At 48.0% G+C, this 20196-nt stretch carries 9 protein-coding genes; 7 read left to right on the top strand and 2 right to left on the bottom strand.

Going from position 1 to position 20196, the window contains the following annotated elements; genetic code table 11:
* The first annotated feature begins 57 nt into the window (after positions 1–57).
* From AABK39_RS21930 to AABK39_RS21960, 7 genes are all read left to right on the top strand, one after another.
* A complete protein-coding gene (locus AABK39_RS21930) occupies positions 58–3333 on the top strand; it encodes a TonB-dependent receptor (protein ID WP_338395138.1) in 3276 nt (1091 codons plus the stop codon).
* 85 nt (positions 3334–3418) lie between these two features.
* On the top strand, positions 3419–5023 hold the full coding sequence (locus tag AABK39_RS21935; protein ID WP_338395139.1) for a RagB/SusD family nutrient uptake outer membrane protein: 1605 nt from the start codon (positions 3419–3421) through the stop codon (positions 5021–5023).
* Positions 5024–5246: 223 nt separating this feature from the next.
* Positions 5247–5876: a helix-turn-helix domain-containing protein gene (locus tag AABK39_RS21940; RefSeq protein ID WP_338395140.1), complete on the top strand. Its 630-nt coding sequence runs from the start codon at positions 5247–5249 to the stop codon at positions 5874–5876.
* A 447-nt stretch (positions 5877–6323) separates the two neighbouring features.
* Positions 6324–13820, top strand: a complete 7497-nt coding sequence (locus AABK39_RS21945; protein WP_338395141.1) for an MBG domain-containing protein — start codon at positions 6324–6326, stop codon at positions 13818–13820.
* Between the two features lie 3 nt (positions 13821–13823).
* Positions 13824–14840 carry a type IX secretion system membrane protein PorP/SprF gene (locus tag AABK39_RS21950; RefSeq protein WP_338395142.1) on the top strand — a complete coding sequence of 339 codons (1017 nt, stop codon included), beginning with the start codon at positions 13824–13826 and terminating at the stop codon, positions 14838–14840.
* Between the two features lie 338 nt (positions 14841–15178).
* Complete coding sequence (locus tag AABK39_RS21955; protein ID WP_338395143.1) at positions 15179–17782, top strand: TonB-dependent receptor; 2604 nt, start codon at positions 15179–15181, stop codon at positions 17780–17782.
* 203 nt (positions 17783–17985) lie between these two features.
* Positions 17986–18855, top strand: coding sequence for a DUF4249 family protein (locus AABK39_RS21960; protein WP_338395144.1), 870 nt, complete (start codon positions 17986–17988; stop codon positions 18853–18855).
* 299 nt (positions 18856–19154) lie between these two features.
* Here the strand turns inward: AABK39_RS21960 and AABK39_RS21965 are convergent, their stop codons facing one another.
* Both AABK39_RS21965 and AABK39_RS21970 read right to left on the bottom strand, forming a co-directional pair.
* Positions 19155–19586 carry a hypothetical protein gene (locus AABK39_RS21965; RefSeq protein ID WP_338395145.1) on the bottom strand — a complete coding sequence of 144 codons (432 nt, stop codon included), beginning with the start codon at positions 19584–19586 and terminating at the stop codon, positions 19155–19157.
* 13 nt (positions 19587–19599) lie between these two features.
* Positions 19600–20034, bottom strand: coding sequence for a hypothetical protein (locus AABK39_RS21970; protein WP_338395146.1), 435 nt, complete (start codon positions 20032–20034; stop codon positions 19600–19602).
* Positions 20035–20196: the final 162 nt, after the last annotated feature.

The raw sequence follows: 20196 nt of genomic DNA on the forward strand, positions 1-20196 counted from the left end.
ATCTGGTACATTCCTCTTCCCCGATACATTTTTCAATATTCTGAAACGATTTAATTTATGAAAAACAACTATGAAAAGAAAGGCTTTTCCGGCCGGAAAAGCTTTTTGAAGGCCCTGACTTTTTTGATGGCCTTCTGGTTGGGGGTACAGGCCCAGGGCTATGGATCTGTTTTTATCCGCTTCGATAAGATTACCTTGGAGCAGGCTTTTAGGAAGATCGAGAAAGAGACCGACTATTCGGTCGTCTTTATCCATGAGGACATCCAGCTCAAGAAAATGATCAGCTATGAGTTTAAGGACCAACGCATTGAAGGCGTGCTTAAGACCATGCTTAAGGGTACGGGCCTTGATTTCGAAATCAAAAAAGACCTTATTCTGATCAAAAGAAAAAAGGCGGTGAAAGAATCCGTTAAGAGCGATGATTCCATCAATACCCGCAATGCGCAGGATAATAAGCTTACGGTGTCTGGAAAAGTCACCGATAAAGATGGCGAAGGCCTTCCGGGCGTGAATATCCTGATAAAAGGAACCGTCAAAGGTGTGATTACTGATTATGAGGGGCGCTACTCGTTAGAGGTTTCGAAGTCGGATGTTCTCGTTTTTTCATTCATCGGATATGTCAGCGAAGAGGTGCAGGTTAATAACCGTTCGACGATCGATATTAGCCTAGCCGAAGATTTGACCAAGCTGGAGGAAGTAGTGGTCGTGGGTTACGGTACGCAGAAGCGCGAACGGGTTACTACGGCGGTAAGTTCCGTGAAGTCGGACGCTTTTACTCAGGGTGCCGTAAACGACGCCGGTTCTTTGATACAAGGCAAAGTGGCCGGCTTGTCGATCACCCGTCCCGACGGGAACCCGACCAGCAACACGCAGATCAACCTTAGGGGTATCTCGACAATCAATTCCGGCACAGGACCCTTGGTATTGATCGACGGAATTCCCGGCGACTTGAATACCGTGGCGGCGGAAGACATCGAGTCTCTGGACGTTTTGAAAGACGGTTCGGCGGCGGCGATTTACGGTACCCGAGGTTCGAACGGCGTGATTTTGATCACGACCAAATCGGCCAAGACAGGAACGCCGACGACGGTGGAGCTGAACGCTTACGCTACAACGCAGAAGCTGATCAACAATGTGGAGTTCCTTTCGGCCGACGAATACCGCGAGTTGGTGAAGGCTGGCAAGCCCGGAGCCACGGACTATGGTTCGGACGTGGATTGGCTCGACGAAGTTACCCGCACGCCCGTATCGCAGGTATATAACCTTTCGGTGAAGGGCGGTAATGACAAGACTACCTATATCGCCAACGTGAACTACAGGATGCAGGAAGGCGTGATCAAGAAATCCGATAACGAGAAGATGTTCGGAAGGGTGGAAGTGTCGCACCGCATGCTTGATAATAAGCTGAAGGCCGACTTTTCTTTGAGCGGTTATTCGCAGGATTATTACGGATACAACAACAATGTATACCGTAACGGACTGACTTACAACCCTACGGACCCCTTGAAGGACGCCAATGGAAAGTGGTCGGAGCATCCGGGCATCACGGCGTATCAGAATCCGGTGGCCTTGCTTGAGGAGACCGAAGCGGACAATAACGTGATCAACCTCAGGGGTTTCGGAGCCTTGACGTATACGCCTATCGAAGCTTTGACTTTTAAGGCTTTGGCTTCTAACAATATCAAAAAACATAACGAAGGATATTACGAATCGAAGAAGCATTACTCTACGGCCCGTTCCAACCGAAACGGCCTTGCCAGACGTTCGTTCAGCCGTAACGAGGATAACCTTTTCGAACTCACGGGCCTCTATAACGGAGAGTGGGCCGAGCATACTTTTTCTTTTCTCGGAGGATACAGTTACCGTAAGAACACTTCGGAACGATTCAGCGCCAGAAACTATAATTTTCCCGCTGACGAGACAACGTATAACAACCTGGGCGGTGGCCGGGCGCTGAAAGACGGTGCCGCAAGTATGAGCTCGAACAAAACCGAAAGCGTTTTGGTAGGCTACTTCGCCCGTGTCAATTACGCTTATAAAGACAAGTACCTGTTGATGGCCAGTGTACGCCATGAGGGCTCCACGAAGTTTGGCGACAATTATAAATGGGGAAGCTTCCCGGCGGTATCCTTGGGGTGGAATCTCCATAAGGAATCTTTCTTGGAAGACAGCAAGGTGCTCTCAAGTTTGAAACTTCGTGGCGGTTATGGCGTGACGGGAATCGAGCCTGACGAAGCCTATATGTCTTTGGCCCTTTTGAATTTCAAGCGTAGTTATTATTACGATGGCAACTGGGGCTTCGCCGTTTCGCCCGCGACTAACGTGAACCCCGACTTGCGCTGGGAGAAAAAGAAGGAAACGAATATCGGTATCGACTTCGGACTTTTTGACAACCGCCTCTTCGGCACCTTGGACCTTTACAACCGTCGTACGACGGACCTGATCATGAACTATCCGGTTCCGACGCCACCGTACCTTTATGATAACATCTTCGCCAACGCCGCTGTGATGGATAACAAGGGCTTGGAGCTGAGTGTCAACTATCTGGCCGTGAAGAAAAAGGATTTGGAATGGACGACGGGCATTAACTTCTCGACCAACAGAAACGAACTCGTTAGCCTTAGCGACGAATCTTTCCGCATCGAAGGAGGCTTTATCGACTTGGGATCAGCCGGTGAGCCGATCCAGCAAAGACTGCAGCGAATCGCCATCGGCGAACCGATCGGTAACTTTTACGGATACAAAAGCATAGACATCGACGACCAAGGCTATTGGATTATCGAAGGCGCCGACGGTGAGCCAAAATCAATCAAGGACCAACAGCCTGAAGACAAGCAAGTGCTGGGCAATGGCCTTCCGGATTTCAATTTGAACTGGAATAACACCGTTCGTTACAAGAACTGGGACTTCTCCGTTTTGATGCGTGGCGCTTTCGGTTTCCAGATCCTGAACCAGAACCGCATGTGGTACGAAGCGCCGGTTATGCTTACCCGTGGCAATATTCTCAAGTCAAGCTCGGATAAGATCTACGGCAAACGAGTCTTGGCCGACGATCAGGAACTGCAATACGTAAGCTATTACCTCGAAGACGGCGACTACTGGAAGATCGATAACGTGACCGTTGGTTATACTTTCGATCTGAAAAACAGCAAGATCAAAAACGCCCGCGTATACTTCTCGGCTTTGAACCTTTACACCTTCACTGGTTACAATGGCAACGACCCGGAAGTGAGCACCTCCTATAACGGCAATCCGCTAGTGCCCGGCGTCGACAACAAGCACCGCTACCCGAGCACACGCTCGTTTACGGTTGGCTTCAGCGCCTCTTTTTGATTTGTAGAAAGTAGAAGGTGAGGGGTACCCGTTACATCATACCCCTCCCGGACTTTAATCGCTTTAGGTTTAAATTTTTAAGGAAATGAAAAGAACATTATATATACTTTCCCTTTCACTTTTAACGGGGCTGATGTCCTGTAACGATCTGGAAGAGGCCCCTTTTTCGCAAATATCGCAGGACGGATACAGCTATTCGAACCCGAGGCAGGCCATGGGCATCGCCTATGCCAATATGCGCTACCTGATGGGAATACAGGAATATTATATGAGCCAAGAACTCTGCACCGATGAGATCGTGGCACCGGCGAACGCCTCGGGGTGGGATGACGGCGGTATTTTCAAGAAGATGCACTTTCATAGTTGGGATTCGGAGTCCCCGCAGTCGAGGCACCTTTGGAGCAAACCCTATACGGGCATTATACATTGTAATAGGGTCATCGAACAGTTGGAGTCGGGTTTGATTCCGGCTACAGACGAGATTAAGACGGAATACATGGCCGAAATGCGCGCCGTGAGGGCTTTTTACTATTGGCAGTTGATGGACAATTTCGGCGACGTTCCTTTGGTAACCAGCTCTAGCCAGGAACTTCCCGAACTGTCGACGCGCAAAGAGCTTTATGACTTTATAGTAGCCGAGCTTACAGCCATCGATAAGGATTTGAACGAAGCTGTCGATTCAAAAAGCTACGGGACTTTCCATCGTTGGGCAGGGAAGGCACTTTTGGCCAATGTATACCTGAATGCTGAAGTATATACGGGTGAAGCGAAGTGGGACGCTTGCCTGAAGGTATGTCAGGAGATTATCGACTCGGGCAAGTATATGATGGATGCGGACTATCGCACGCCCTTCAGCACGAATAACCACGCCGATTCGAAGGAGATCATTTTCCCGATCGTATTCGACAACATAAACGCCAAAGGTAATAACTTCACCCATCTGTTTTCATGGGGTGCGGGTATGAAGGACAAACTGTTGCTTAACTCCACTCCTTGGGGCGCCGGAACGGCTATGGGCATTACGCAACACATCGATACTTATGATGAGAAAGACGGACGTTTGGCCGACAATTGGTTGATCGGCACGCAGTACAAACACAACAGCACCGAGCCGTGCTTGGGGAATTACGATAAGCTCGGTAAGCCATTGACCTATACCAAAGACATCCCGAACGCTTCGTATACAAGCGAAACGGAGGGCTATCGAATGAATAAGTTCGAGGTTAAAGTCGGCGCCGAATTCCAGCTGGACAACGACTTTCCCTTCTTCCGATATACACAGGTAATGATGATGAAGGCCGAATGTCTTTTGCGTCAAGGCAAGGCCGATGAGGCGGCTACGCTCGTGACACAAGTTCGTAAACGTAATTTTGAGAATGAAAGCGACGCAACGCTTACCGGAGCAGACCTGAACGCCGACACGAAGTACCAATACGGATTCTACAAGACCGACTACGGCACGGAGATCGAAGCCGGCGACCAGAGCGCCGTCGCATACGGAGGCCTGTATGACGAACTTGGCTATGAGTTCGCATGGGAAGCGCATCGCCGTCGAGATATGATTCGTTTCGGAACCTTTACCACCAAAAGCTGGCTGTCGCACAAACCGAACGGAGACCATAGAAAGGTTTTTCCGATACCTCAACAAGCGATTAACGCCAATCCAAAATTGGAGCAACGTTATTATTAAGATCTATCTGAAAGGCGAGTGAATGCCTTCGGGTAACCCCAATATTTTAAGAGCCGTTTCCTTTTTCGGGAAATGGCTCTTTTCATTTTGATCGTAATATATTCTTTGGGTTGTTGAATGAGTGCTTATTTGTAAATGACGGCACTTACTATTCAGTCTAAACTTAGACTCGTTTTCTCCGAATCAATTTGTATTTAATGACATAAGCCCTTTAATTACAGCCATGTCTCAATTGAACATCGCCCACAGAGCCCAAATATACCTAGGCATCCGCAATGGCAAAACGGACGCTCAGATAGCCCGTGGTATCGGTTTCCATAGAGGAACCGTGGGACGTGAGATTATGCGCAATGGCGGTAGGGAAAACTATGACCTCTGGCGCGCCCAACGCGCCCGTGATATCCGGCAAGGCATGGCCGTAACGGATCGAATACTTTTTGGCGGAGGAGTGCCCTTTAATTCTCGTTTGCGAAATCTTGGGTTGAAATATGCCCACCTTTCGCATTTGCATATCCATTGGTATGATTATTACCAAGACCGTTTTTTTCGTAAAGCGGAGGCTTGGCGGTATAGGAGATACATATCGGGCAAGAGTAAGGCTGGAGCCTTACCGTTGGTTAAACCACAAGGTCGGAACCTTGCGGTGGCAGATGGTTTTGTGGTAGAGAGCAAAGGATTGATTGCTGAAGTGTGTTTATGGTACCGTTTCGAGATTATTCAATGCGCAATACCGTTGACGGTAATTTATATAGGGACTGGGCTTACCCTGTCCGTTCTCGTTATACTTTTCAAATCGTTAGGCAGGGATTTCTTTTTAAAGACGGTATTCTTTGGAGGATATGCCATTTTTTGAGGTTTGTGTGGACAGGACAAGTCTAATCCCTACAACTTTTGAATTGATATTGCCTTCCGGTTCCCCTCGATCTTTTCATTTTTAGCCGTGTGGAAGGTCATTCCAACCCTTGTCGCGTTTTAACAAGATCATCCGGAGAGTTTTCAAACAGGAGGTACGGCCTTTTTGGAACTGGACATATCTTCCCTGTCTCTCGTTGCCTATTTTTTAAGTTGATGTCTTTACAAAAGGGTAAGTCCTATAAGCTCCCACAAAATAAAACACGCTATTCACAAAGTATACACCCCCGTTCACAAAGTACGGAGGCCCTTCGGCTTTTGGACCCGTTTTTTCTGGTCTCGTCCACTTATTTTTGTTGAATAACAATCGCCTGTAATCAACCCCGGAGGATCCTGTTTGAAGCCGAACCCATTGCGTCTTCAGAAGGTCTGACAAACAAATAATACCATGTTTTTCGTCAAAGAACCGAGCCGTATTCTACGGCTGGTACATATAACTATTCTGTCACTGTACCTCGTCTTTTCCGGAGCGACTCCGGAAGTTAGCGGGCAAACATCTTCCGTTCAAAATACGGCTCCCAAATTCACCAGCGCCCCGGTGACGGGGGTGAACGAAGGAGACACCTACCGTTACGAGATCAGCTTGGTCAATGCGAGCGTCGCCCAATTGGACTTGGGCGCTTCGACGATTCCAGACTGGCTAAGCCTGAAGGAGGAGGCAAACGTAAGCACCTTGGCGGGAACCGGGCTTGGAGACTTCCAAGACGGGCCCGGAAACAAGGCGAAATTCTTTTTTCCTCGTGATGTGGCTGTGGACACCGAAGGCAATGTCTACGTGGCGGATTGGGGAAATAACCGGATACGGAAGATTACGCAAAGCCCTGATGGAACGGCTACTGTAAGCACTTTGGCGGGAACAGATGGTTACGGCTTCCAAGACGGGGTAGGCTCCACGGCGCAATTCAAAAATCCCAACGGTGTGGCTGTGGACGCCGAAGGCAATGTCTACGTGGCGGACAAATGGAATCACTGCATCCGGAAGATTACGCAAAGCCCTAATGGAACTATAACCGTAAGCACCCTAGCGGGAACCGGCGTTAAAGGCTACCAAGACGGGGATGGAGCCTTGGCGAAATTCAGACATCCCGATGGTGTGGTAGTAGACGGCGAAGGCAATGTCTACGTGGCGGACGAGTGGAATAACCGCATCCGGAAGATTACGCAAAGCCCTGATGGAACTATAACTGTAAGCACCCTAGCGGGAACTGGCGAATACGATTTCAAAGACGGGGATGGAGCCATGGCGAAATTCAGCTGGCCCGATGATGTGGCAGTGGACGCCAAAGGTAATGTCTACGTGGCGGACGAATGGAATTACCGGATACGGAAGATTACGCAAAACCCTAGTGTTACGGTCAGCGTAAGCACCTTTGCAGGAACCGGCATTAGTGGTTTCGAAGATGGGGACAGAGCCACGGCGAAATTCCGCTACCCCTCCAGCGTGGCGTTGGATGGTGAAGGTAATGTCTACGTAGCAGATGTTAGCCGGATTCGGAAGATCACACAAAGCCCTGACGGACAGGTAACTGTAAGCACCCTAGCGGGAACCGGCGTTAAAGGCTACCAAGACGGGGCTGGACCCGTGGCACAATTCGGTTCCCCCTCCGGCGTGGTGGTGGATGCCGAAGGCAGTGTTTACGTGGCGGACAGAGATAATCACCGCGTCCGGAAAATTGCTCAAAAAGCCGTTTTATCGGGAACCGCGAGCGTTCCAGGGGACTATCCCGTAATCTTAAAACTTAAGGACGGGAAAGGAGGCTATATAGATCAAACCTTCACTATCAAGGTCAAAGACATTACGCCACCACAGGCGATATCTTACACACCCTCTCCGCAGGCCTCGGGCATAAGTATTCCGAACAAACTGACAATCACTTTTGACGAGGCCGTACGAACGGGAACCGGGAGCGTATCGGTTATAAGGAGCTCCGACGACGTTACCGCCGAAACCATTCAGGCGGGCGGTATTTCCGTCAACGGGAAAACGGCAACCATCAACTTGACTGCCACCCTGAAGAGAGGCGAGGCCTACCACGTGCTGGTGACGGCGGGCGCCTTCGAAGACCTTTCCGGGAATGACTTCGCCGGGGTTTCGGATAAGACGGCATGGATGTTCGAGACATTGCAACCGCCCAAATTCACTAGCGCCCCAGTGACGGAGGTGAGCGAAGGAGACGCCTACCGTTACGAGATTAGCTTGGCCAACGCGAGCGTCGCCCAATTGGACTTGGGCGCTTCGACGATACCCAGCTGGCTAAGCCTGAAGGAGGAGACAAACGTAAGCAGCCTTGCGGGATCTGGCGTTGTAGGCTTCCAGGACGGTGCCGGGACCGTGGCGAAATTCAACACCCCCTACGGCGTGACGGTGGACGCAGAAGGCAATGTCTATGTGGCGGACATCAATAATAACCGGATACGGAAGATTGGTCAAAGCCTCGATGGAATAACAACCGTAAGCACCCTAGCGGGAACCGGCAGTTACAGCTTCCAAGACGGAGATGGAGCTGTGGCGGAATTCCAGAATCCTACCGGAGTGGCGATAGGCTCCAAAGGCAATGTCTACGTGGCGGACCAAAGGAATTACCGGATACGGAAGATTAGCCAAAATCCTGATGGCACGGCCAGTGTAAGCACCTTTGCGGGAACCAGCGTAGGGGGCTTTCAAGACGGAGATGGAGCCATGGCGATATTCAAGTTTCCCACCAGTGTGGCGGTGGATGTCAAAGGTAATGTCTACGTGGCGGATCAAAGGAATCACCGAATACGGAAGATTAGTAAAAACCCTGATGGAACGGTAAAGGTAAGCACCTTTGCGGGAACCGGCGCTAAAGGTTTCCAAGACGGGGCCGGATTCGTAGCGAAATTCGATAGACCCACCAGTGTGGCGGTGGACGCCGAAGGCAATGTCTATGTGGCGGGTTACAATAATCACCGTATACGGAAGATTAGTCAGAACCCCGACGGAACAGTCAATGTAAGCACCTTTGCGGGAACCGGCGATAAAGGTTTCCGAGATGGGGATGGGTCCGTGGCGAAATTCAAATGGCCCACTGGCGTGGCGACGGACGTCGAAGGCAATGTCTATGTCGCCGACCAAGGGAATCACCGGGTACGGAAGATTAGCCAGAACCCCGATGGAACGGTAGAGGTAAGCACCTTGGCGGGAAGTGGCGCTGGAGGCTTCCAAGACGGGGAGGGGTCCACGGCGAGATTCACATTGCCTACCGGCGTGGCGGTGGACGCCGAAGGTAATGTCTACGTAGCCGACCAACAAAATCACCGCATCCGGAAAATCGCGCAAGAAGCCGTTTTATCGGGAACCGCGAGCATTCCCGGAGACTATCCCGTAATCTTAAAACTTAAGGACGGAGAAGGGGGCTATATAGAACAATCATTTACGGTCCGGGTGAAGGAAATAATCCCGCCCAAGGCCGTTAGTTTTGCTCCCGCCAACGATGCTACTGATATACCATTGACCGAGCGTCTGCGTATTGAATTCGATGAGCCAATACGGAAAGGAACGGGGAATGTATATATCAAAGATCTTTCGGATAATTCCGTAGTGGAGACTATCGATGTCACAACCCGTAATGTATTTGCGGAAGGCAATTCGGTTACCATTAGGGCTGATAAGGCTTTTGGGCTAGGAAAGAATTACTATGTAGAGATGGATGCCGGGGCTATCGAAGATATAGCCAGTAACGGTTTTGCCGGTATCTCCGGACCGAGTAAGTGGAGATTTCAAACCCGATCCAATCGTTTGCCTGAATTCCGAAGCCAACCTATAACCGAAGTGGATGAAGGCAATCAATACAGCTATGAGATAATAGGCTTTGATGCTGATAAACATGCCATGAAGGTTACGGCTGTAAATATGCCTTCTTGGCTCAGTCTGGAGAAGAAGGTAATGGTGAGCACCGTTGCTGGAAACGGTAATCTTGGCTTTAATGATGGTGATGGGAGGTCTGCGGAGTTCGGTTATCCGAATGGGCTATCCGTAGATACAACAGGATCAGTATATGTCGCCGACTATGTGAATCATAATATCAGAAAAATTGTTCAATCCCCTGATGGTCGTTATACTGTCAGTACTTTGGCGGGAACGGGTGCTATTGGTGCTATGGACGGGGCCGGAGGTGTCGCGACTTTTAATGGCCCAACCCATCTAATGCCAGATGATATTGGGGGATTTTATGTGACCGATTTTTTTAACAAAAAAATTAGATTGATTAAATCCGCTTCTGATGGTACCGTAACGGTTAGTTCTTTTATAGGTGAGGACAATAATAACTTTGTCATAAAGAAAGACTTTGGTTACCCAGGCAGGATTGTTCAGGATAATAAGGGAAGTATATATGTAGGGACTTTGGACAACTTTTCTGCATCACTAGGTTTTATATGGAAAATAGGCCTAGATAATAATACAATTAATATTAATAAACTAAAGAGTTCAGACGGTAGGATACTTAAATTTGGAGACCTAAATAGCTTGATTACCAGTTCTGAAGGGGAATTATATGTAAATGATAATAATAGCAAGGCTATAGTACATCTCGTCCAGAATGCCGATGGCAGTGTTGACCGCAAAACGGTAATAGATGGTATTGCATACCGATCTGCAGCATTGGAAATTGACGGGTCAGGCAACTTTTATAATACGAACAATAAGCAAATATTTGCCTATTTGAGGCAACCCGATGGCACATTCAAACAAAACCTGTTGGCGGGAGCAAAGAACGCAGGATATATAAATGGAGAAGGTGGTGTAGCGATGTTTAACCACGTTATAGATATGGCTGTGGATGAGACAGGAACAATCTATGTGGTGGATACGCCTCATTATATCCGCAAAATCACCCGAAATTATTATCTGGAAGGCATAGCCCCTATGCCCGGAGATTTTCCTGTAGCCTTAAGGCTTGATGACGGGAAGGGCGGTGTTACCGATCAAACATTCACGGTTCGGGTGAAGGAGATAATACCGCCCAAAGTCGTAAGTTTTACTCCCGCCTCAGGTGTTAAGCAAATCGTGCCTCCAACTTCGTTGTCTGTTATTTTTGACGAGACTATTCGGAAAGGAACGGGACCATTACAGATTTTTGACGCAAAAGATAATACTCTGGCGGTAACTGTGCCGGTAAGTGACAAAAGCGTTACTGTCAATGGCGGTACGCTTAGCCTTACCCTCGGGAAGGTATTGGAAAAGGGGAAGGCGTATTATGTTAAAATAGGTGCGGGGGTGGTAGAAGACTTGTCAGGGAATCCCTTTTCAGGTATTCAAAGCCAAACGGGCTGGACCTTTACTACAGAGCCTAAAAAAGCTCCTACCGTCAACTTTTCGGATATAAGCAAAACATACGGCGATCCCGATTTTGATTTGTCAGCCACCACCTTGTCCACGGGGATGCAGGCTTTCAGCGTTGTGGGCGATCCTAAGAAAACAAGCCTTTCGGGTTTGGGAAATAGAAGAGTTAACTTGGGCGATGCCGGAAGCCTCCGTATAAAACTGAGGATTGAAGAGGACGCCGACTACTTGCCCTTTGAAAAAACGATAACGCTTACCATAAACAGGAAACCTATTCAGGTAAGCGCAAATGCCGGTCAAAGCAAGGTTTACGGCACAGTTGATCCAGTATTGACTTACACGGCCGATAATCTTCTTGGCACGGACAAGCTGTCGGGTGCGCTGACGAGGGATCCGGGTAATGATGCGGGCGCTTACGCCATCCGGCAAGGATCGCTCATCCATCCGAACTACGATATTACGTTCCATACTTCGGACTTTACGGTTACTAAAGCGTCGTTAAAGGTTATGGCCGATGCCGGCCAAAGCAAGGTATACGGACAGCCCGACCCGGTATTGACTTACACGGCCGATAATCTTCTCGGCACGGACAAGCTGTCGGGCTCCCTGTCACGGGATCCGGGCAATGACGTGGGCGCTTACGCCATCCGGCAAGGGTCGCTCACCCATCCAAATTACGACATCACGTTCCAATCCTCGGACTTTACGGTCACCAAAGCCCCGCTAAAGGTGATCGCTGACGTCGGCCAAAACAAGGTTTACGGTACGGCTGATCCTGTATTAACTTATATAGCCGATAATCTTCTCGGCACGGACAAGCTTTCGGGCTCCCTTTCAAGGGATTCAGGTAATGATGTTGGCGCTTACGCCATCCGGCAAGGCTCTCTCACCCATCCGAACTACGATATTACGTTCCAATCCTCGGATTTTACGGTCACCAATGCACCGCTAAAGGTGATCGTTGACGCTGGGCAAAACAAGGTTTACGGTACGGCTGATCCGGTATTGACTTACACGGCCGATAATCTTATCGGGACGGACCAGCTGTCGGGTGCGCTGACGAGGGATCCGGGTAATGATGCGGGTACTTACGCCATCCGGCAAGGCTCGCTCATCCATCCGAACTACGATATTACGTTCCAATCTTCGGACTTTACGGTTACTAAAGCTCCGCTAAAGGTGGTCGCTGACGCCGGCCAAAGCAAGGTTTACGGCACAGTTGATCCGGTATTGACTTACACGGCCGATAATCTTCTCGGCACGGACAAGCTGTCGGGCGCGCTGACGAGGGATCCGGGTAATGATGTTGGCGCTTACGCTATCTGGCAAGGCTCTCTCACCCATCCGAACTACGATATCACGTTCCAATCTTCGGACTTTACGGTCACCAAAGCCCCGTTAAAGATTATGGCCGATGCTGGCCAAAGCAAGGTTTATGGTACAGTTGATCCGGTATTGACTTACACGGCCGATAATCTTATCGGTACGGATAATCTGTCGGGTTCCTTGTCAAGGGATCCGGGCAATGATGTTGGCGCTTACGCTATCCGGCAAGGTTCGCTCGCCCATCCGAACTACGATATCACGTTCCAAACTTCGGACTTTACGGTGACCAAAGCCCCGCTAAAGGTGATCGCAGACGCCGGCCAAAACAAGGTTTACGGGACAGTTGATCCGGTATTTACTTACACGGCCGATAATCTTATCGGTACGGACAAGCTGTCGGGTGCGCTGTCAAGGGATCCGGGCAATGATGTTGGCGCTTACGCTATCCGGCAAGGCTCTCTCACCCATCCGAACTACGATATTACGTTCCATACTTCGGACTTTACGGTCACGAAGGCACCGCTAAAAGTTATCGTTGACGCCGGCCTAAGCAAGGTTTACGGGACAGTTGATCCGGTATTGACTTACACGGCCGATAATCTTCTTGGTACGGACCAGCTGTCGGGTGCGCTGTCGAGGGATCCGGGTAATGATGCGGGCGCTTACGCTATCCGGCAAGGCTCTCTCACCCATCCGAATTACGATATTACGTTCCAATCTTCGGACTTTATAGTCACGAAAGCTCCATTACTTATAAAAGCCGAAGATAAAGTAAGGGGGTATGGGGAGTCTAATCCCGTTTGGACCTTAATCTATTCAGGCTTTCGCTATGATGATAGCCAAGCTGTTTTCGAAACGCTGCCCACGGCATCTTGTGAGGCGGTTATCGACTCTGAGCCGGGGGAGTATATGATTAGCCTATCAGGTGGCGTGGCCATTAATTATTTTTTGGAATATGAAGACGGGATCCTACGTGTCACTGAAGACAATTATTTTCCTGACTTGAATATTCCGACTATGATTACGCCGAACGGTGATGGCATGAACGACACATGGAATATTTTGAACACCCGTTACTACGAAACTGTGGGCGTATCTGTATACAACTTGTCGGGGAAGCTGATTTACCGTAATGACCAGTATGGTGAAAATTCGGAATGGGACGCTTCGGGTGTCGATTCAGGTGTATATCTCTATCAAATCACCACCAATCGTGGTGGGAATTACAAGGGCAGGATTCTTATTCGCAAATAAGTCATGGACCGTAAGATAATTTTCTTTTTTGCCATACAGTTCTTTTGCCTAGGCCACACGCTGAAAGGGCAATCTGACATAGGCTTCAAGCAGTATTACCAAACGCCTCAGGCCTTGAATCCGGCTTATGCCGGTTCGAATCCTTATTGGTCGTTTAGTATGGGTTACGGTGCGGTAAGTTTGGGCCAAGGTCTTCGTGCGGATAATTACCTAGTCGCAGCCAACTTCGTTTTTCCATACGACCAAATGAAGAACTACGGAGTCAACGCTTTAAAAGGAAGGCGTCCTGACATCTTTGTCAGAAGCAATGCCAAATCAATGGGGCAGGGAAAGAGCTACCGCTCGGGTATGGGTATTTCCGCGCATAGACAAAGCAGTGGCTGGGTGAGCCAAACCCAATTGCAAGTAGCTTACGCTATTCATGTTCCTTTGAGCAGAAAGCTGAGAATTTCGGGTGGCGCAGGGTTTGTCCTGAGCGGTTTCGAGGCCGACCAAGACGGGATATTTGTTCGCGATGAATTGGATCCCGTTTATAGGTCTTTTGTGGAGAATGGAGGGGCTAACACTGCTTACGGTATTAGAGTGGGCTTGGCATTGCATGGCGAAAACTTTTACGGGGGATACGCTTTTTCCAGAAAAGTGGGGGAGAGCGGTTTTAATCTGGGAAATGTTTCGGTATTAAACGTTCATAGAATTTCCGGTGGATATCGACTTCCGCTAGCTGGTAACACCGACTGGTTAAATTCGTGTATGCTAAATGTATACGAGAAAAAGACTACCGTGGCTGTTGTGTCGCAAATAGAGTATAAAGAGCGAATAAGAGCCGGGGTTATTGTCAGTCCCGACGAGTATTTTAGCTTGATAGCGGGAGTGTTGATACAACAGCGTGGTCGAGTCGATATTACGGTGTCACAACCAATGGGAGGAGAAGGCGGCATAAGTGACAACAAGACGCTATTGGAACTGGGATTAAGTGTTTTCTGCTTCAGGTATCAGGGACAGAAAAGACGCTTTTGGTGAGGTTGGATTTTATGTTTGATAAAATCACCCCTGCCTCAGGATATTATATTTTTAATGCTGACCATTAAGTCAGTGCTCATATACTCGCTCAATTTTTTTCTAAAAAAACATCTCCGCTTTTTAGGGTATATCCCAACTGGCTTGTCATAATCACGAAACGACGGTAAAAAACGAAAACTATACCGTAACGTGACGATGGCGCCCGTTGCGTATCGGATTGTTTTTTAATCGGATAAGGCTTGCGATATTTGCGATATGCATACCCTTAAGTTAAAATATCGTGTTGGCCGGTATTGCGCTTTGCCGTCGTGGATAGATCTTTTATAAAACGAGTATCAATGAAAAGATTCGCGACGATATTTATTTTTGTATTTCAATTATTGGGCGGTTCGCTTTGGGCGCAAAGTGACAGTGTGAACGTGCGTATTCCCCAAAACCGCCTTGGCTTATCTGGGGTGGTGGACGCTTTGCGGAATGCCGGCCGGGAAGTAGCCTATAGTAAAGAGGCATTGAAAGGCGCCGGTTACTTTTATTTTGACAGGGGGTCTTATTCTTTACAAGAAATACAAGAGATTTTGGAGGCGTCTGGCAAGGTGATTTGCTTCGAGGAAAACGGAACCTTGTTGTTGTTGCCGAACCCGAAAAACAAAACGGCGAAAGCCGATCTGAGAACCCTAAACGGGTATGTCAGGGAAACCGGCAGTGGCGAGAACCTTCCTGGTGTCACGGTCCTGCTTCCCGATGCCGGTACGGGGACAGCCACTAACGGCTACGGATTTTTTTCTTTGCGAATCCCGAAACACGGCGCAAGGGTGGTTTTTTCGGCAATCGGTTTTGCGCCTCTTGACACTGTGCTTGTCGCAAATGCCGGAAACCCGGTTGAGATACGTTTGTCTCCGGACCTTGTGGCTCTTGACGCCGTAGTCGTGAAGGCGTCGAATAAGGCGCCTTTGTCTAGCGATACGCCTTATTCGGGGCGTATTAATTTGCCGGTGGAACAAGTAAGGGACCTGCCTTCATTTATGGGGGAGAAAGACGTGTTCAAGACCCTTCAGCTCATGCCCGGTGTGCAGTCCGGGCAAGAAGGTAATTCGGGGCTGTACGTTCGCGGCGGCGGTGCGGACCAAAACCTTATTATCCTTGACGACGCTCCCGTTTATAACGCAAGCCATTTGTTCGGGTTCTTTTCGGTATTCAACGGCGACGCCCTGAAGAGCGTAACGTTGCACAAGTCCGGTTTTCCGGCCCGGTTTGGCGGGCGTTTGTCTTCGGTACTGAAAATGGATATGAAAGAAGGCGACCGTGAGCGCTTTAGGGCGCGGGGAGCTATAGGGGTGCTCACCAGCTCGTTGACGGTGGAAGGCCCTTTGGAAAAAGGAAAATCCTCTTTCTTGGCCTCCGGGCGCAGATCATTTTTGGATTTGGCTTTGCGTCCGTTTACCGAAGACAAGGCCACACCGTATTTTTACGACGTAAATCTCAAGTTTAACCGTTCGTTCGGTCCAAAGGACAGGCTCTATGCCAGCGGGTATTTCGGCAATGATCATTTCTATTTCAAGCAGAGTAGCGGACACTTGCTTATAGGTTGGGGGAACCGCACGGGGACTTTGAGGTGGAACCACCAGTTTTCAGACCGATTATTCGTAAACACCTCCGCCATATACAGCGATTTCAAGTTTAATATCGATTATGAACGGAAGTATGATCGTGTGGATGAGGATGATTACCGTTTCGAATATACCTCGACAATATCTGACCTGACGCTTAAGAGTGATTTTGATTATCGTCTTTCCAACGCCCATCAATTGCGTTCGGGTATTTCGGCTTCCCGTAGGAGATTTAGGCCGAATATCATAGACATTAACAATGGAGAGAACGGATCATATCGTCAACATGTGCCCAAGGAATATAGTATGGAATACAATGCGTATTTGGAAGACGAAATGCGGTTGGGCAAGTATATTCAGGCCAATTTTGGGGCGAGGATTTCCGCCTTCGAGGCCAATGACAAAAACTATACGAGTTGGGAACCGCGGTTGGCGTTCTCTCTCAAAACGGGATCCAATAGTGCAATCAAAGCTTCGTATTCCAAAATGACCCAATATCTCCACCTGCTCTCCACCACGGGGATCGGGTTGCCGACGGATTTGTGGGTGCCAAGCACGGATAAGATCAAGCCGGCCACGTCATGGCAAACGGCCACGGGATGGGTAAAGGATTTCCCTGACCACGGTTTGGAATTTACAGCTGAGACGTATTACAAGGAAACGAATGGCTTGGTTCTTTACCGTGATGGTGCGAATTTACTCGATCTGAGCCAAGCCACCGATATAGATGTGCGCAGTGTGGATTTCGATTGGTCGGATAAGATTACCCAAGGGAAAGGAACGTCTTACGGGGCGGAATTTCTGTTGCGGAAGACGACCGGAAAAGTGACCGGCTGGATAGGCTACACCATAGCGAAGGCGAGTGTCAAAGCCCCGGACAACAACCAAGGCAAGTCATATGCGCCACGCCATGACCGTAGGCACGATTTGGCTGTTGTCGGTATATATAAGCCGAGCAAAAAACGGACATTCTCCTTTTCATGGACTTATGGTTCCGGTACGCCTTATACCATATCATCGGGGCGTGGCGTGAGCCTTAACTATCCGGAACCGAACCGAACGAACCACTTTCAGGACCTTTTCGGCGAGAAGTCCAATTTCAGAGGCGAAGCGCAACACCGTTTGGATGTAAGCGTGCAGTTTCATAAAGACAAACGTTGGGGACGCAGGACTTGGGAACTGGGGGTATATAACCTGTATAATCGAAAGAATCCCTATTTCTATTATACGAACACTGATTCAAGTCCGGATTCTGAAGTGACTAAAACCAGTTTTAGAAAAGTCACGCTCTTTCCCATATTGCCCTACTTTAGCTATAAGTTCATTATCGGATAAACAATCGTTTGAAATAAACAGCTGAAGGTTTTATCAGACATATGCCGAAAGGCATTAATACTGACATTGTTATGATCAATCGTTTTAAGACATTTGCAAATAGCCGGTTAACAACCGCCATCATTCGTAGAGAATATAGTTTTTCCTTTTCTCTAATCCTTATTGCTTTATATTCACTGAGCGCTCTGCTTTTTTCTTGTGACTTGGCTACTGACGTTGAGGTGGATCCCGAAGATTTGGGAATAACCGAACGCAAGCTAACTGTTCTCTCCGTGATTTCGCCGACAGACGAGACGATAAAGGTTAAGGTTTATAAAAACCTCAGCCTTTTCGGAGAGCGTCGTGAAGAAGAAGAGGCGCAAGAATATGCCGATGCTACGGTAACAATATCCTCGGGCGAGATCACGAAGGAAATACCATACCTCCCAAGTGAGAAATGTTATTCTTTGCTGGCCTCCGAATTTCCGATTGTTGAAGGAAAGCGGTATACCTTAAGAGTAAAATCGCCATTGGCTGACGCTACGGCCTCCTGCACTGTTCCCAAAGCGTTGGAAAAGGTAAATTTGATTTTGACCGAAGATAAAGAGGGGCGGTTGACGATGCTCAAAGCTTCTTGGGAAGATAACCCTGACTCTGAAGATTTTTACGCTTTGGAAGCGCGTTACCGCCAATTTCGAACACCCCAATATGGTCCGGAGAATTGGTATATATCACATAAAAGAACCATTTACCCTTATGACCGTGAGAGGCCTTTCCCGATTCAGGACCTTAATCGAGTATCATCTGGTATGACGGAAACGGTGGCCATATATGATCGACCTTACAATCATGATAAGGAATGGTTGGAACTGCGGGTAGCCGTTTCCCGACTGGATACCCACTTTGGGAAATACGCCCGTTGGCAGAATTATGCGGAGATCGCGGATTTAAAAAACCCTTTTACCGAACCTTCGGCCACGTATACGAATTTTGATAACGCTTTCGGTGTGTTTGGAGCGAAAAGCAATTCGGAGTGGACTTATTTCAACAAGTTTGAGAAGGAATACAGCGAAAGGCTCAATGAGCGGGATTGAGCATGGCTTATGTAGACTTGGCACGCCGTGCCTTTTCATGTGACTGGGTATTTATTTTAGATATTTTAAAATACCAAAACAACATCCGATTTGTATGAAGGTGCTGGTTTCATGGGTGATGACTTTTATTTAAAAAGCCCGGTATTAGCCGGGCTTTCATCTCATACAACACAAAAAGAGAATTTCTTAATAATTTTTCTTGAACTTGCCAGTATCAAGATTAATGGTGTTATCTGTACTGTATTTTTTTACGCCCTTATTGCCCTGTACTACAATGTCAGCTAGTTCGTCTGTTGTAACTAGAATCCCCCCAGCATAGAGAATGACATGCGTTTAGGCTCTCCATTTCCAGATATAACTATCGAGTGTTTCACCCCATTTTTAATCAGATTGTACATCAAAAAATCTTGGTTACTGCTGGGTGACAATTCAAATCCATCTCCATACTTTTTCATTAACCATTTTAATATGATTCGGATATCTGCCATATACATATCTTTCTTAAAACCGTAGTGCATATAGGCTACCTTTCCGTGTCTGTCTGGTGTGACGGATAGCTTACCAGTGTTAGCCATAAAGGTAGATTCAACCTCGTAGGTGTCTTTGTCTATCCTTGTCAATATTTTATGATAGTCACTGACAGGCTTTCCCATGTACACACCATTGATTTCTTGGGCATTGGCCACAAAAAAGGCGCATGAGAGCAATGTTGCGATTAAAAACTTTTTCATATAAAAATGCGTGTTAAATCTTCGACAGTCTCAGGTCAATGTCATATTTCCCGTCTTCCCTTTTGAATATCTCAAAGTCTGTCTGTAGCCCTAATGTGAATTTTCTGTACAGCCATCGCCTGTCCTTAAGTAATGTCCTTGGTTCTTCACCTGACAATCCATATTCAAGCCTAAGCAATGCGTTTGCGTTCTTTGCTTCGTTGAATGATAACCCACGATCATACTTGAATGTAAGGTATCTGATTTCGTTCTTTTCATTGAGTAGGATCCTGATGGTACCCCGACAAGACAGCAACATACCGCAAGTGGTATATTCCTTATCGTTTACCTTCTTGATTCGCTTGTAATACTTGTCGATGTTGTCACCAATTGTAATCCCATTGATGTGTTGGGCGTTGGTCACAAAAAAGGCGCATGAAAGTAACGCCGTGATAAGAAGTCTTTTCATTTACTATAAGTTATTTTTATCCTTCTGCTATTTGTGCGTCCTCACTATGACGGTTAGAAATGAATAAGCTATTATATTCCGTAAAAATAAATGAATAATCACTCATATGTATTTACGGTTGAGCTATTATTCTCCATTATCCGTTCATATTCATCCTAATGT

Source organism: Fulvitalea axinellae, from assembly GCF_036492835.1.
Classification (GTDB): Bacteria; Bacteroidota; Bacteroidia; order Cytophagales; family Cyclobacteriaceae; genus Fulvitalea; species Fulvitalea axinellae.

Bases quoted from the DNA above. Each gene is read 5' to 3' on its own strand.
- AABK39_RS21930 (WP_338395138.1), top strand. From the start codon at position 58: ATGAAAAACAACTATGAAAAGAAAGGCTTTTCCGGCCGGAAAAGCTTT.
- AABK39_RS21935 (WP_338395139.1), top strand. From the start codon at position 3,419: ATGAAAAGAACATTATATATACTTTCCCTTTCACTTTTAACGGGGCTG.
- AABK39_RS21940 (WP_338395140.1), top strand. From the start codon at position 5,247: ATGTCTCAATTGAACATCGCCCACAGAGCCCAAATATACCTAGGCATC.
- AABK39_RS21945 (WP_338395141.1), top strand. From the start codon at position 6,324: ATGTTTTTCGTCAAAGAACCGAGCCGTATTCTACGGCTGGTACATATA.
- AABK39_RS21950 (WP_338395142.1), top strand. From the start codon at position 13,824: ATGGACCGTAAGATAATTTTCTTTTTTGCCATACAGTTCTTTTGCCTA.
- AABK39_RS21955 (WP_338395143.1), top strand. From the start codon at position 15,179: ATGAAAAGATTCGCGACGATATTTATTTTTGTATTTCAATTATTGGGC.
- AABK39_RS21965 (WP_338395145.1), bottom strand. From the start codon at position 19,586: ATGAAAAAGTTTTTAATCGCAACATTGCTCTCATGCGCCTTTTTTGTG.
- AABK39_RS21970 (WP_338395146.1), bottom strand. From the start codon at position 20,034: ATGAAAAGACTTCTTATCACGGCGTTACTTTCATGCGCCTTTTTTGTG.